General features: G+C 71.6%; 11 protein-coding genes and 1 pseudogene. 8 read left to right on the top strand and 4 right to left on the bottom strand.

Annotated features, from left to right (window positions below):
• Positions 1–29 precede the first annotated feature (29 nt).
• The gene (locus tag RAN62_RS24525) at positions 30–2,000 is read right to left on the bottom strand and encodes a right-handed parallel beta-helix repeat-containing protein (protein ID WP_305787095.1); all 1,971 of its coding nucleotides are present in this window, start codon (positions 1,998–2,000) and stop codon (positions 30–32) included.
• A gap of 73 nt (positions 2,001–2,073) precedes the next feature.
• Here RAN62_RS24525 and RAN62_RS24520 point away from each other — a divergent pair, with 73 nt between their 5' ends.
• Positions 2,074–3,537, top strand: coding sequence for a gluconokinase (locus RAN62_RS24520; RefSeq protein ID WP_305787094.1), 1,464 nt, complete (start codon positions 2,074–2,076; stop codon positions 3,535–3,537).
• On the opposite strand, the gene RAN62_RS24515 is transcribed toward RAN62_RS24520, so the two are convergent.
• Complete coding sequence (locus RAN62_RS24515) at positions 3,518–4,315, bottom strand: hypothetical protein (protein ID WP_305787093.1); 798 nt, start codon at positions 4,313–4,315, stop codon at positions 3,518–3,520. The genes RAN62_RS24520 and RAN62_RS24515 overlap by 20 nt on opposite strands.
• A gap of 133 nt (positions 4,316–4,448) precedes the next feature.
• On the opposite strand from RAN62_RS24515, the gene RAN62_RS24510 reads away from it, so the two are divergent.
• Complete coding sequence (locus RAN62_RS24510; RefSeq protein ID WP_305787092.1) at positions 4,449–4,814, top strand: STAS domain-containing protein; 366 nt, start codon at positions 4,449–4,451, stop codon at positions 4,812–4,814.
• A gap of 32 nt (positions 4,815–4,846) precedes the next feature.
• Positions 4,847–5,419 (top strand): NADPH-dependent FMN reductase, encoded by a 573-nt coding sequence (locus RAN62_RS24505; RefSeq protein WP_305787091.1) that lies wholly within the window; start codon positions 4,847–4,849, stop codon positions 5,417–5,419.
• A 24-nt stretch (positions 5,420–5,443) separates the two neighbouring features.
• Here RAN62_RS24505 and pdhA read toward each other — a convergent pair whose 3' ends face one another.
• Complete coding sequence (pdhA, locus tag RAN62_RS24500; RefSeq protein WP_305787090.1) at positions 5,444–6,541, bottom strand: pyruvate dehydrogenase (acetyl-transferring) E1 component subunit alpha; 1,098 nt, start codon at positions 6,539–6,541, stop codon at positions 5,444–5,446.
• Positions 6,542–6,625: 84 nt separating this feature from the next.
• On the opposite strand from pdhA, the gene RAN62_RS24495 reads away from it, so the two are divergent.
• Positions 6,626–7,672, top strand: a complete 1,047-nt coding sequence (locus RAN62_RS24495; RefSeq protein WP_305787089.1) for an FAD-dependent oxidoreductase — start codon at positions 6,626–6,628, stop codon at positions 7,670–7,672.
• Here RAN62_RS24495 and RAN62_RS24490 read toward each other — a convergent pair.
• Complete coding sequence (locus RAN62_RS24490) at positions 7,661–8,260, bottom strand: YdcF family protein (protein WP_305787088.1); 600 nt, start codon at positions 8,258–8,260, stop codon at positions 7,661–7,663. The genes RAN62_RS24495 and RAN62_RS24490 overlap by 12 nt on opposite strands.
• Before the next feature lie 309 nt (positions 8,261–8,569).
• On the opposite strand from RAN62_RS24490, the gene RAN62_RS24485 reads away from it, so the two are divergent.
• From RAN62_RS24485 to RAN62_RS41420, 4 genes and pseudogenes are all read left to right on the top strand, one after another.
• Positions 8,570–9,586 carry a multicopper oxidase domain-containing protein gene (locus tag RAN62_RS24485; RefSeq protein ID WP_305787087.1) on the top strand — a complete coding sequence of 339 codons (1,017 nt, stop codon included), beginning with the start codon at positions 8,570–8,572 and terminating at the stop codon, positions 9,584–9,586.
• The gene (locus RAN62_RS24480; protein WP_305787086.1) at positions 9,583–13,476 is read left to right on the top strand and encodes a ThuA domain-containing protein; all 3,894 of its coding nucleotides are present in this window, start codon (positions 9,583–9,585) and stop codon (positions 13,474–13,476) included. The genes RAN62_RS24485 and RAN62_RS24480 overlap by 4 nt, the downstream gene beginning before the upstream one ends.
• A gap of 203 nt (positions 13,477–13,679) precedes the next feature.
• A pseudogene (locus tag RAN62_RS41425) lies at positions 13,680–14,483 on the top strand (OmpL47-type beta-barrel domain-containing protein); the annotation flags it as partial.
• A 51-nt stretch (positions 14,484–14,534) separates the two neighbouring features.
• Positions 14,535–15,044: an OmpL47-type beta-barrel domain-containing protein gene (locus RAN62_RS41420; RefSeq protein ID WP_438874542.1), complete on the top strand. Its 510-nt coding sequence runs from the start codon at positions 14,535–14,537 to the stop codon at positions 15,042–15,044.
• Positions 15,045–15,097: the final 53 nt, after the last annotated feature.

Raw genomic sequence — 15,097 nt, 5'->3', positions numbered from 1 at the left:
ACGTAGATGCAATCTACCTTAAACGCCGTTCACCAGATGCGGGTGCGGGTGGAACCGGAGGACAGGGCGGCGATCGGGCCCGGGGCGGCCGGCTCGGTGGCGGAGCGTGCGGCGCCGGTCAGGTCGGTGGTGATCACGGCCGGGGTGCCGTCGGGCTCCTCGAAGTCGGCGTCGGCGAAGCGGACGCGGGGCAGGTCACGGCCGCCGACCAGGCCGACGCGGGCGTTGTCGAAGGCGCTGGGGAGGTCGGCGACCAGGTGGACCTGGTCGCCCTCGGTCAGGATCGAGACGGTGCCGGCGTCGAGGATGTGGGGGTCCGGCTCGCCGGCGAAGGGGTGGGCCCCGGCGACGTACACGTTGTCGCGGGCCCAGACCGGCTGCAGGACGTCGGCGAAGCGCTGGTGGTCGCCCGGGGGCTGGGCGGCGAGGCGGGACAGGTACTCCTCGAAGGACGCCGGGTGGGCGTCGTAGCCCGCCAGGCCGTACCCGGCCTCGGTCGTGCCCGGCTGCCGGCGGTCCTTGTCGTACGCCTCCGCCAGCGACCCGCCCAGGAAGACGTTGCCGATCCAGCGGTCGTCGCCGCCGCGGATCACGGCGTAGCCGGCGACCTGGGTGCTGTGCGGGCGGTGGTAGGGCGTGGCCCGGTCCATCACCGGCACCAGCCACACCGAGCCGGCGACCAGGTTGCCGATGAAGGCGCCGCCCTGGCTGAACGACTCGAAGGACGCGCGCGAGCCGAGGACGTTGTGGTCCACGAGGTACGGGCCGTGGCTGACCTCGACGAAGAGATCCCGGTTGTTGTCGTGGTAGACGTTGCGGGTGATCCGGGTGCCCTGTGTCTCCCAGTCGAGCCAGGTCCCGAGCGAGCAGTCGTGGATGCGGTTGTGCCGGATCGTCACGTCGATCGCGGCGTGCAATTTGATGCCGCCGATCTCGTACCCGTAGAACTCGCGTTTCACCGCGATGTGGTGGATGTGGTTGTCCTCGATGGTCGAGAAGACGCAGCCGAGATGGCCCACGATGCCGTTCTGGCCGCAGTCGTGGATGGTGTTGCGCCGCACCACGTGCGAGCCGATGTGCTCCTTGTCCCAGCCGATCTGACGGGCGGAGAAGACCGACTCCAGCTGGTACTGGTAGCCGGGCTTGTCGCCGCGCTCGGACGCGTAGTTGTGCCCGGTCGACGCCTCCTTGCCGAGCGAGACGCCCGAGCATTTCGCGTCGTGGATGACGTTGTCCTCGATGATCCAGCCCTTGGCCCAGTTCGGGCCGACGAGCCCGGGCTGGTCGGCGGTCGGGGGCGTCCACGGGCAGGCGGCCTGCGCGAGCTCGAAGCCCCGGACGGTGATGTAGTCCAAATGCGGGACGAGCGGATAGAACACCGACCGGCGTACGTTCACCTCGGTCAATTCCACGTTCGGATCGGCGCCCCGGAAATCGGCCCAGATCGTCGTCGTCTCGGGACCCACTTCGGCGTACCAGAGGAACTGGGTCTGCTCCTGGTCCGGCACCGGCGTCAGCACACCGGTCCAGTTGTCGAGGACCTCGGTGCGCAGCGGCGGATCGTCGAGCTCGGCCCGCGTGGCGGCCTCGTAGAAACTGCGCCCGTTGAGATAGACGTCGCCGAGGTGCTTGTGCGGCGCCCCCTCGTCGTAGACGATCCAGTCGCCGGTCACCTCGAGGGCGTACGGATTGAAGTCGCCGAAGAGCGCGTTGGGCAGCACCGCGCGCCAGACCGTGCCGCCGTCAGGCTCCCAGCTCGTGACCCGCTCGGAGCCCTTGATCACCACGTGCTCGCCCTCGGCCGCCGTGTAGGTGATCCGGCGCGTGTCGCTGAGCCCGCCGCGCCGGGGCGTGACCCACTCCCTGTACTCCCCCGCGTGCACGACGACGGTGTCGCCCGGGCGCGCCTCGGCGGCGGCACGGTTGATCGTCCGGAACGGCGCTTCGGCCGTGCCCTCGGCGTCGTCGGATCCGCTGGTGGCCACGTGCAGCAAGGTCATGAGGGGACCCTAGAGTTCCGGAAGAAACGGTGTCAACGGTCCGAAACTTTCGGAGGCCGGATAGGGTGGCCGGATGACCGATGTCTCCCTCGCCGACGCCCTGGATCCGCTCGTGCTCGCCCTGGACATCGGGTCGACGGCGACGCGCGGCGGCCTCCACGACGCGGCGGGCCGGCGGGTCCACGGCCGGCAGCACAAGGTGCCCCACGCGTTCACGGTCGCGCCCGACGGGACCTCGGTCATTGATCCCGACCAGGTGACCGCCGAGGTCGGGCAGGTCATCGACGCGGTGACCGGCGACCCGCGGCTGGGCACCCGCATCGCCGGCGTCGCGCTGGACACCTTCGCCGCCTCGCTGATCGCGGTCGACGCGGCCGGGCGCGCGCTCACCCCGTGCATCACCTATGCCGACTCGCGCAGCGCGGGCGCGGTCGCGGCGCTGCGCGAAAGCCTTGACGAGTACGCGGTCCAGCAGCGCACCGGCACCCGCCTGCACACCAGCTACCACGCGCCGCGCCTGCGCTGGCTCGCCACGTCCCAGCCCGATGTCGTCGCGGCGGCCGCCCACTGGTGGTCGCTGGGCGAGTACATCTGGCACCGCCTGATCGGGCAGCCGCTCGCCGGCACGTCCACTGTCGCGTGGACCGGGCTGCTCGACCGCCGCACCGGGACGTTCGACGCGGAGCTGCTCGCCGCCGCCGATCTCGACCCGGCCCGGCTCACCCCGCCGTCGGACGAGCCGGTGCCGGCCGCGAGCAGGCCCGCGCTGGCCCGGGCGGTGTGGTTCCCGCCGATCACCGACGGCTACGCCAGCAACATCGGGTCCGGGGCGCTCGACGCGACGGTGCTCACCGCGGCGACGGCCACGAGCGGCGCGCTGCGGGTGCTGCTCGACGGCCCGGCCGACCCGCTGCCGTCCGGCTTGTGGAACTACCGGGTGGACGCCGGCCGTACGCTGCTGGGCGGGGCGATCAACGACGTCGGCCGCGCCGTCAGCTGGGCCCAGAGCACCTTGCGGCTCAGTCCCACGCTCGACGCCGTCCTGACCGCGCCGCCGGACGCCGCCACGCCGCTCGTGCTGCCGTACCTCACGGGGGAACGCGCCCCGGGCTGGGCCGGCAGCGCCCGGGCCGCCTTCGGCGGGGTGTCGGCCGCCACGGACGCCGATGCCCTGTTCCGCGGCATCATCGAGGGCGTCGCCGTCACGTACGCCCGGGTGGCCGACGAGCTGCACCCGGCCGCCCCTCAGGTCGCCGAGGTCGCCGCGGCGGGCCGGGTCAGCAACGACCAGCCGGCCTGGCTGCAGATCCTGGCCGACGTGCTCGGCCGGCCGGTGACCCACGTGACGCGGCGCCGCTCCACCCAGCACGGCACCGCGCTGCTCGCCCTGGACACGCTGGCGCCCGGCGTCGCGCGGGAGCCCCGGACCACCGGGGCGACGTACGAGCCGCGCCCGGCCCACGCCGCGTACTACGCGGACCGGCGCGCCCGCTTCGCCGAGCTCTACGACACGCTCGTCAATCCGGCTCGGCCATAGTGTTGTCGTCGGGGTGGTCCGCGAACTCGGCGGCGTCCGTCTCGCGCGGGGTCACCAGCGGCACCAGATCGGCCAGGGGCTCGTCACCGCCCGGCACGAGCGTCAGGGTGGCGTCGTCCCGCAGGCAGAAGATGGCGTACTCGCGGGCCGGGGGTGCGGCGGGCACCAGCCGGCGGCGGTCCGGGGACGAGCCGCAGCCGCCCCGTGAGCTGCCCGGACCCTCGACGACGGCGTGCACGCGGCGACCGGACGGGTCACGCAGAGTCATGCTGACGGAGTAGCGGCCGGCCCAGGTGCCGGTCAGCCGATAGCCGGCGATGTCCGGCACGACCAGCGGCAGCCCCACTGCCTCGAACTTCTGCGCCCGCCACCGCTCCTGGGCGGCCCACGTCAGCAGGACCGCGAGCACGACGACAACCGCACTGCCCTTTTTCCCGTACGCGATCAGCGCGTGCACGGCGATCGCGGCGGCGCCCCAGAGCAGGGCTGCCTCGACCCGGTTGCGCTCCGCCCCGGCGACGAGCGGCACCACGGCCAGCGGGACGAGGAGCAGCGGCACGACGACGTGGCGCCGCGGGCCGCCGATCAGGAAGTGGATCAGGGCGATGACACCGACCGCCGCCACCGTCGCCACGAGGCCGTAGGCCACGCCGATCGTGAAGTCCTGATCGGCGAAGTCGTGCACCTGGTACTCGTCGAGCGACCCGAGCACGGCCGCGATCGCCCCGGCGGTGACGAGGCCGCCGAGGGTGGCGCCGGCCAGAGCCCGTACGTCCATCCCGGCGATGGTTCCAGGCAAGCGCAAGCCCGATCTGTCCGCCGGGCGCACGCCGGCGGGGGTAGTCTCGGGGGCGGAGCCGGTGACTTTCGGCAGAGAGAGGCACCCGGCCGCACCCAGCCTGGGACGAGTCATGGATTTTCCCGACCGGCAAGCCCTGACCATCGAGCTGTCCCCCCTCGGGACCGGCCCCGAGGCCCGGCTCGCGGTGGCCGGTGAGCTCGACCACGACACCGTCGGCGCGCTGCGCAAGGCCGTCGGCGAGCTGCTGGCCGACCGGCGGCCCGGCCGCGTGGTGCTCGACCTCGGCCAGGTCACCTTCATCGACGCCGCCGGCACCCGCGGCCTGCTGCAGTGCCACGCCGAGGCGACGAACCAGGCGACGGCCCTGACCGTACGCAACCCGCAGCCCCTGGTCCGCGACGTCCTCCGCATGGTCGGCGCCGACGTCGTCCTCGGCCTCAGCGACGCCGGCGTCCACCGCTTGCAGCACGCCTGATCGCGTACCCGCCCGCCGTCTAGGCTCGCGGCATGAGGATCGCTGCGGTGTGCGGAAGCCTGCGGAGCCAGTCGTTGAACGCCGCCGTGCTCCGCGCGGCCGTGCGCCTCGCGCCCGCCGGGGTGACGATCACCGAGGCGCCGTCGTTCCGGGAGCTGCCGCTCTTCGACGCCGACGTCGCCGGGTCCGGGCCGCTCCCGGCGGCGCTCGAGCCGATCCGGGACTGCTTCGAGGCGGCCGACGGCGTGCTGATCTGCAGTCCGGAATACGCGCACGGCTTCCCGGGCGGGCTCAAGAACCTGCTCGACTGGCAGGTCGGCACGGGCGAACTCACCGGCAAGCCGGCCGCCGTGATCACGGTCTCCACCTCCCTGACCGCGGGGCGCTGGGCCCACGCCGGGCTCACCGAGGTGCTCACCACGATGGGCGTGGACGTCGTGCCCGAGGCGGGCCTGACGGTCGGCGCCGCCCGCGCCAAGGTGGACCCGGCGACCGGCCGCCTCGCCCCCGATCTCGTCGCCGACCTGCGGAGGGCGATCGCCGCCCTGGCCACGCGCAGCAGCCACGCCGGCCCTGGCCCGCTCCTTCGAGCTGACCTGGCGTGACTTCCTCCGCCGGCGCCTGCGTCCCTAGTCGGTGAAGGTGGAGTGGTAGCCGAGGAACTCGCGGCGCTGGGCGTCGAGCTCGGGCGAGCCGCCCGGGTAGACGTGGTCGAACATCGAGACCGGCTGCGGGTCGGGCAGGGCCATGACGCGTTCGCGCAGGTCGAGGGCGAGCTTGCGGGCGTCCTCCTCGACCTGGCCGAAGAAGCCGTCGTCGGCGATCCTCTGCTTGGTCAGGAAGGCTTTGACCCGGCTGATCGGGTCCTTGGCCTGCCACTCCTCGACCTCGCCGGCGGCGCGGTAGCGGGAGGGGTCGTCGCTGCTCGTGTGCGCGCCCATCCGGTACGTGTACGCCTCGATCAGCGTCGGCCCCTGGCCCTGGCGCGCGTGGTCGAGGGCCGCGCGCGTCACCGCGTACGTGGCCAGCACGTCGTTGCCGTCCACCCGCAGGCCGGGGAAGCCGAAGCCGTCGGCCCGCCGGTGCAGCGGGATCTTGGTCTGGCGCTCGGTGGGCTCGGAGATGGCCCACTGGTTGTTCTGGCAGAAGAACACGAGCGGCGCGTTGTAGACGCTGGCCCACACGAACGCCTCGCTGACCTCGCCCTGGCTGGTGGCGCCGTCGCCGAAGTACGCGATGACCGCCTCCCCGTCGGGCGTGCCGGTCGCGCCGTCCATGGTCACGCCCATCGCGTAGCCGGTGGCGTGCAGCGTCTGGGCACCGATGATCAGGGTGTACTGGTTGAACTTGTGCTCGTTGGGGTCCCAGCCGCCCTGGTCGACCCCCCGGAACAGGCCGAACGGCATGATCGGGTCGATCCCGCGGGTGTAGAGCACGCCGTGCTCGCGGTAGGTCGGGAAGACCATGTCCTGCGGGCGCAGCGCCCGGCCCGAGCCGACCTGGGCCGCCTCCTGCCCGAGCAGGCTGGCCCACAGGCCCAGCTCCCCCTGGCGCTGCAGCGCGAGGCCCTCGGCGTCCAGCCGGCGCACGATGACCAGGTCCCGGTAGAGGTCGCGGTACTCCTCGTCGGTGAAGTCGGCCGAGTACGTGACGCCGTCCGCCGTCGTCACGCTCCCGGCGTGCTCGCCTTCCGGCGTCAGCAGCTGGATCAACTCGTCGTCCGCCATGTGCGGCCCCTTCCTCCCGGCCCCGATCATGGACCGTCACACACCTTAAGACCTCCCGCCCCTACCGGCGGGTAGTCTGCGGCTGTGAGAGAGGCGACTGTCGTGGTCATCGGCGCCGGGCAGTCCGGGCTCTCGGCCGGCTACCACCTCAAGCGGCGCGGCATCGACCATGTGATCCTCGACTCGGAGCCCGCCCCGGGCGGCGCGTGGCAGCACCGCTGGAAGTCGCTGCGGATGGCGACCGTCAACGGCATCTTCGACCTGCCGCGGTTCCCGAAGCCCCCGCTCGACCCGGAGGAGCCCAGCCGCACGGCGGTCCCCCGCTACTTCGCCGACTTCGAGCGGGCGGCGGAGCTGAACGTGCTCCGGCCGGTCACGGTCTCGGCCGTACGCGACAAAGGCCGCAAGCTGCTCGTCGAGACCGACCACGGCGAGTGGCTCGCCGACGCGATCATCAACGCCACGGGCACGTGGACCAACCCCGTCGTGCCGCGGTACCCCGGGCAGGAGACTTTCACCGGCAGGCAACTGCACACCTTCGAGTACGTGTCGGCGGACGAGTTCACCGGCCGGCGCGTCGCCGTGGTGGGCGGGGGCATCTCGGCGGTGCAGCAGCTCGAGGAGATCTCGCGCGTCGCCACCACGTACTGGTACACCCGCCGCGAGCCCGTCTTCCGCGACGACTTCACCCCGGAGGGCGCCGGCCGCGAGACCATCGCCAAGGTCGTCGCGGACGTCGAGGCGGGCAACCCCACGGGCAGTGTCGTCTCCTACACCGGGCTGATCTGGACCCCGTACGCCCTGGCGGCCAAGCAGCGCGGCGCGCTCGAACGCCGCCCGATGTTCACGGCGATCGAGCCTCTCGGCGTCCGCGAGGCCGACGGCAGCTTCACCGCGGTGGACGCGATCCTGTGGGCGACCGGCTTCAAGGCCGCCCTCGCCCATCTCGACCCTCTGCACCTGCGCAACGACCGCGGCGGCATCACGATGACCGGCACCCAGGTGAGCGGCGAGCCGCGCGTCCACCTGATCGGTTTCGGTCCGTCCCAGTCCACCGTCGGCGCCAACCGGGCCGGGCGGGAGGCGGTCGCCGCGCTCGCCAAGTATCTGGCCACCGTCTCACCGGAATGAGTGCGCTATCAGGTCGCCCGTGTAGCCCTCGTTGAGCAGGTGGCGGTACGCGACGTGGACCGCGGAGGGTACTTCCTGCCGCACGGCGTAGCCCCGCCACGGGTACTCGATCACGCGCTGGAGGGCGCCGACGAGCCGCTCGATCGCCTGTCGCTCGCCGGCGGCGGAGGTCACGTACTCCTCGAAGGTCGACGGCCCGGTGGCGCAGACGGCCGTGACCTCCGGCCAGACCTTGCGGCACGTCGCATACGCGCGGCGCTGCAGGGCAGGCTCGGCGACGATCATGACCGTACGGGGCCGGATGCCCGCCGCCCCGAGCACCTCGCGCGAGAGCGTCAGCGTCAGCCCGGTGTGCGTGGCTCGCGGCTCCACCAGCACCGCGTCGCCGGGCACGCCCCGGGAGAGCGCCCGCTCCCGCTGGTCGGCGGTGAGGACCAGCGTGGGGAACCAGCCGGCGTGCCAGAGCTCGGCGGCGTACTCGGGGGCGCCGAGCCCGACGGCGGCCTCGCACTTCTCCAGCGGGTGCCGCAGCTGGTGGTAGTCCCAGATCAGCCGGGCCGAGTCGCGCTGCTCGCCGGTGACGGTCACGATCGTGCTCCTTCCACGGGGATGTCCAGCCTTACGGGCCACGCCCGGCGAAAAGTTCAACGCGTACGCAGCGTGAGGATTGTTGCCTCCGTGTAACGGGACGGCTACCTGGTCGCCGCGCCGGGAGCGCTTCCACGGTTGCCTACACAGGGTCTCTTTCCGCTGGAACGCCTGGTCGAAGCGATCTTGCCGTCCACTGGGGACCTTTACTTTTGTCGATACCGTACATAGATTGCTCTCCATCGACAAAAGTCCTGGGACGTGGGGCGGTGACGCTCCGCGACTGTCGTGCTGCCCGATCGGAGCCGCATGCACTCTGACAACGTTGGCAAGTCCCGCTGGCGCTTCTCCCGGCGCTCGCTGCTCGCGACCGGGGCGCTGGGCCTCACGGTGCCCGCCGTGGGCGCCGCCTCCGCGCTGGCGCCGAGCCATCCCGCGCGGGCCGCCGGCACGGTCCGGAAGGTCACCGTCTACGCCGAGGCGCTGCCCGGCAACCTCTACGGCTACGGCTTCGAGCGGGGCAAGGCCACCGTGCCCGGCCCGACGCTGGAGATGTACGAGGGCGACACGCTCGAAATCACCCTGGTCAACACCACCGACCAGCGGCTGTCGATCCACCCGCACGGCGTGGACTACAGCACCGACTCGGACGGGTCGCCGTTCAACGCCTCGTTCAACGCGCCCGGCGAGACCCGCACGTACGTGTGGCGCAGTCACGAGATGACCACCGCGTCCGCGGGCCGGCGGTTCATGCCGGGCAGCGCGGGCTACTGGCACTACCACGACCACGCGATGGGCACCGAGCACGGCACGATGGGCGTGGCCCGCGGCCTCTACGGCGCCCTGATCGTGCGGCGCCGCGGCGACATCCTGCCCGACAAGCAGGTCGTCGTCGTCTTCCACGACTCGCAGATCAACAACCGGTCCGCGCCGGACACCCCGATGTTCCAGGCGAACCTCGGCGAGCGGATCGAGTGGATCGCCATCGGGCACGGCAACCTGTTCCACACGTTCCACCTGCACTCGCACCGCTGGGCGGACAACCGCACCGGCATGCTCGAGGGCCCGTCCGACCCGAGCATCACGATCGACAACAAGGACCTCAACCCGGGCAGCTCGTTCGGCTTCCAGGTCCTGGCCGGCGACGGGGGCGGCCCCGGCGCGTGGATGTACCACTGCCACGTGCAGACGCACTCCGACAGCGGCATGAGCGGCATCTTCCTGGTGCGCAACGCCGACGGCACCATGCCGCCGGGCGCGCAGGAGGCCATCGACCGCTTCCACAACCACGTGCACAGCGCTGCTCACGAAGGGCACACCGGATGAGGCTCACCGCATCCCTCGCCACGCTCGCTCTGGTCATAGGCGTCCTCCAGACGCCCGCCCACGCCGCCACCGATCCCCCGGCCCCGGCCGCCGCCGCGGCGTCCCAGGTCCTCGTCTTCCACGGTCCCGCGGCGCAGCAAGAGGATCCGGTCGCTCGCGCCACCGAGACGGTCACCTCGCTGGCCGCCGCGCAGAACGTCACCGTCGACGTCAGCAGTGACCCCACCGTTTTCAGCGCCGAGTCCCTCGCGAAGTACCGCGCGGTGGTCTTCCTGTCCGCCACGGGCGCGGCGCTGACCGGTGCGCAGGAGAGCGCGCTGCAGGCGTACGTCAAGGCGGGCAACGGTTTCGTCGGCATCGGCGACGCGGCCAAGGCGCAGCTCGACTCGGCCTGGTTCACCGGCCTGATCGGCACGCGTCCGGCCGGCGCCATCCCGAACGCCGAGCCGATCGCCAAGGTGACCGCCAGCGGCGAGAACCCGCCGAACGAGACGGCGGCCAAGCTCATCGACAACGATCCCAACACCAAATGGCTCGTCCGTACGCCGACCGGCTGGGCGACGTTCGAACTGGCGGCCGCCAAGGCAGTCACCGCGTACGCGCTCACGTCCGCCAACGACTCGGCCGGCCGCGACCCGAAGGACTGGAGACTGCAGGGTTCCGCCGACGGTTCCAGCTGGACTGACATCGATTCCCGGACGGGTCAGACGTTCCAGGAACGGTTCCAGACGCGCCGGTTCGACCTGGCCGCCCCGGCGACGTACAAGTTCTTCCGGCTGAACATCACCGCCAACAGCGGCGAGCCGCTCACCCAGCTGGCGGATCTGCGGCTCTTCACCGGCGCGACCACCACTCCCCCGCCGCCCGCGGTGAACCGGGCCGTCGTCGACGTGCTCGACCGGCAGCACCCCGCGACCAAGGACCTGCCGCTGACCGTCAGCCGGTCGGACCGCTGGTACAACTGGGATCCGAACCCGATCGGCGTGGTCCACACCGTCGCGCAGGTCGAGGAGCGGCACTACGACGCCGGGCTCGGCGCCAACGGGCCGTTCCACCCCGTTTCCTGGTGCCGTGACTACGACGGCGGGCGCTCCTTCTACACCGGCATGGGCCACACCGCCGACTCGTACGGGGAAGACGCCTTCCGCAAGCACCTGTCCGGCGCGCTCGGCTGGGCCGCCGGCCTGGTCCGGGGTGACTGCCAGGCCACGATCGCCGCGAACTACAAGACCGAGCGGCTCACCGCGGCCAACCAGACCGGCCAGCTCGACCAGATCGGCGAGCCGCACGGGCTGACCGTCGCGCCCGGCGGCACGATCTTCTACGTCGGCAAGGCGGCCTGCCCGAGCGGCCCGATCGTCGACTGGGCCGACCCCAAGGTGGGCCTCGGCTGCGGGACGATCCACTCGTACGATCCCAGGACCAAGCAGGTGAAACTGCTGACCACGCTGGCCGTCATGGGCAACCGGGGCAGCGGGACCGAGCTGGTCAAGAACGAGGAGGGGCTGCTCGGCATCGTCGCCGACCCCGCGTTCCAGTCCAACGGCTGGATCTACGTCTACTGGATGCCGCACGAGTCGATCGACCGGACCGCGCGCACCGGCGAACGCACGATCAGCCGGTTCACGTACAAGGACGGCGGTATCGACGTCGCCTCCCGCAAGGATCTGCTGAAGTTCCCGGTACAGATCCACAGCTGCTGCCACGCCGGCGGCGGCATGGCGTTCGACAAGGACGGCAACCTCTACGTCGGCTCGGGTGACAACAACTCGTCCGAGGGCTCGCAGGGCTACTCCGGCAACAACTGGACCGCCGAGTACGCGGGCATCTCGTTCCAGGACGCGCGCCGGACGTCGGGCAACACGAACGACCTGGCCGGCAAGATCATCCGGATCCACCCGGAGGCGGACGGGACGTACACGATCCCGGCCGGCAACCTGTTCCCGCCCGGCACGGCCAAGACCCGTCCGGAGATCTACGTGATGGGCGTGCGGAACATCGCGCGGCTGCAGATCGATGAGGAACGGCAGTGGCTGACCGCGGGCTGGGTCGGCCCCGACGCCACGAACCCGTCGCCGGAGCTCGGCCCGGCGAAGTACGAAACCGCCACCATCATCACGTCGGCGGGCAACCAGGGCTGGCCGTACTGCATGGGCAACCGGCAGCCGTACCGGGACCGCAGCAACACCGACGCCACGGTGCTCACCGGCTGGTACAAATGCAACGCGCTGAAGAACGAGTCACCGCGCAACACCGGGCTCGTGGACATCCCGCCCGCGCGCGACAACATGATCTGGTACTCGCCCGGTGGCGGTGGGCCCGTGTTCCCGCCGCGCGCCGACGGCAGCGGCATCCCGACCTACAACGCGGCCGACGCCACGTACACCCAGCCCTATCTGCGGGGTGGCGGCCAGGCGGTCATGTCCGGCCCGACCTATCACTACGACAAGGCCGACACGTCGAGCGGCGTCGCGTGGCCCCGCTACTGGGACGACAAGTGGTTCCTGGGCGACCAGTCGAACGCGAACAACCGGGTGGCCGTCACCGTCGATCCGGCCGGCGTTCCGGCCCAGTCGCCGCCGCCCTTCGCCGAGTCGCTGCGCGCGATCCTGCCCGCCGGTGGCGGTTCCACCCAGTTGCAGTCCTGGATGGACGCGAAGTTCGGTGCGGACGGCGCTCTCTATCTGCTCGACTACGGCGGCGGCTTCTTCAGCCTCAGCCCGGCGCAAAAGCTGCTCAAGGTGAGCTACACCGGCGGTCCGGCCACCCCGGCCCCGGCGGCGAGCGCGGTCGCGGTGCAGAACAAATTGCTGACGTACGCGTTCACGGGCTCGCGGTCCGGCGGTGTCTCGTACCGGTGGGACTTCGGCGACGGAACCGTTTCCAGTGACGCCGACCCCATGCACGTCTACGCCTCGGCCGGCACCTACAAGGCCACGCTGACCGTCACGTACGCCGACGGGGAGACCGCCACGGTCACCACGACCGTGAACGCCGGTTGCGCGGTGCCCGACGCCCGCAAGAACGTCGTCATCGACGGCCGGGACACCGGGGTGCCGAACCTCGCCGGGGCCGGCGGGTGCACGCTCAACGACGTCATCGGCGACGAGGGCGCGTGGGCCGACCACGACACGTTCGTCCGGCACGTCACCACGGTGGCCGGGCAGTTCCCGCTGACCGCGCGCCAGGCGGGTGTGCTGACCCGCGCGGCGGCCGCCTCGGAGATCGGGCGGCCCGGGCGGACGGCGTACGAGCCGCTCTTCGACGGCACGGCCGCATCGCTGCACGGCTGGCAGCAGGCACCGTCGGGGTCGTTCAGCATCCAGCCGGACGGGTCGCTGCGGTCGGCCGGCGGGCTCGGGATGCTCTGGCACACCAAGGAGCTCGGGGACTTCTCGCTGCGGCTGCAGTTCCGGGACATCGCCCCGGGGACCGCGCGGGCCAACAGCGGTGTGTTCATCCGCTTCCCCGATCCGCGGACGCCGGTCGCCCAGCGGCCGGAATGCGGCCGAACCGGTTCCGCGGCAACGTCCCAGGCCTGGGTGGCCATCTACTGCGGGCACGAGATCCAGATCTACGACGGCGAGACCGGGGAGGTGCAGAAGACCGGTTCCGTCTACAACTTCGACCCGCAGCCGCTCTCCGCGGCCGGGGTCACGGCGAAGAACGTGTGGAACGACTACGAGATCCGCGCCGTGGGCCAGCACTACACGATCATCCGCAACGGGGTGGTCATCAACGAGTTCGACAACACGCCCGGCAAGCAGTCGTCGCGGGCCGGGGATCCGCCGACCGATCTGCGGCAGTTCCTGCGCGGGTTCATCGGTCTGCAGAACCACAGCGACACCGATCTGATCGAGTTCCGCAACATCCGGGTCCGGGGGTTGTGATGTTCCGTCGCATCGCCGCCGTGATCGTGCTGGCTCTGGCCGGCACGGTCCCGGCGGGGGCCGTCGCTGCGGCCCTTCCATTGTCCGCCGCTGCGGGTTCCCCCGGCTCTGCCGCCGCGGGTTCCCCCGGCTCTGCCGCCGCGGGTTCCTCCGCCGCCGCCGTTCAGACGCTTACCTGGACCGCGGATGACAGCGTGACGCAGTACAAGTCCGTGCCCACCTCGGCGGTGGCGGGCGAGACCACCGTCATCTTCGAGAACAGCACGGCCACCGGCAACACGACCGGGATGCCGCACACGCTGACCTTCGACACCAGCACGCCCGGCTACAACCACGACGTCTCGCTCAGCATCCTGGCCAACCCGTTCGACACGAACAACGGCCGGCACACGGCGACCGTCACCCTGACCGAGGGCCGGTACCGGTTCTACTGCACGATTCCCGGCCACAGCTCGATGGTCGGCGAGCTCGTGGTGGGCGGTTCCCAGGAGCCGGACACCATGGCGCCGACCGTGTCCGCCACGGTGGCCGGCGACAACACGACGTCGGCCACGGTCACCGTGAGCGCGACTGACGCGTCGGGAGTCGGTTCCATCGAGTACCAGCTGGACGACGGCGCCTGGACGCCTTACACCGCGCCGGTCGTCGTGACCGCGGCCGGCTCGCACGTGGTCCGCTCCCGGGCCACGGACAACGCCGGGAACACGTCGGAACCGGTTTCCGTCAGTTTCACCGTCGCCGAGCCCGACCCGGACGACGAGACGGCGCCGACGGTGACGGCTCAGGTCAGCGGCACCCGGAACGACGACGGCAACTACGTCGGATCAGCCATCGTCACCGTCACCGCGACCGACGACGACTCCGGAGTCGCCCGCGTCGAGGTGCAGATCGACGGCGGCGCCTGGACCGCCTACACGCAGCCGGTGGTCATTTCCACGCCCGGCGCGCATGTCGTGGGCTACCGCGCCACCGACAACGCCGGGAACACGTCCGCAACCGCTTCCAGCAGTTTCACCATCGCGGAACCGGAGCCGGACGACGACGAGACAGCGCCCACGGTGACGGCTCAGGTCACCGGCGCCCGCGACGACGACGGCAACTACGTCGGATCAGCCACCGTCACCGTCACCGCGACCGACGACGACTCCGGAGTCGCCCGCGTCGAGGTGCAGATCGACGGCGGCGCCTGGACCGCCTATACGCAACCGGTCGTCCTCACCACGGTGGGCATGCACATGGTCCACTACCGGGCCACCGACAACGCCGGGAACACGTCGGCCGAGCAGATGGCCCACCTCACCGTGGTCGCGAGTGGCCCGGGCGGCGACGAGTGCCCGGGCGGCGACACGCGGGCCACGGTGTTCCTGGGCGGCGCCGACACCGGGGTGCCCAACGCCGACACCGGCAACGGCTGCACCGTCAGCGACCTCATCGACGAGGACGCCGGCTACCCCACCCACGCCGCCTTCGTCCGCCACGTCGAGTCCGTCACGAACGGCCTCGTCGCGGCCGGCACGCTCACCGCCCGCCAGGCCGGCACCCTCGTCCGCGCGGCAGCCCGCTCATGAACCCACATCGTCGCGCCACCGGCGACCGAGCCACGCAGCCGACCGTCCGGGAA

This window comes from Symbioplanes lichenis (genome assembly GCF_030709675.1).
Taxonomy (GTDB): domain Bacteria; phylum Actinomycetota; class Actinomycetes; order Mycobacteriales; family Micromonosporaceae; genus Actinoplanes; species Actinoplanes lichenis.
Note: the sequence above shows the minus strand (reverse complement) of the source record. Positions and strands in the feature narration are given on the sequence as shown.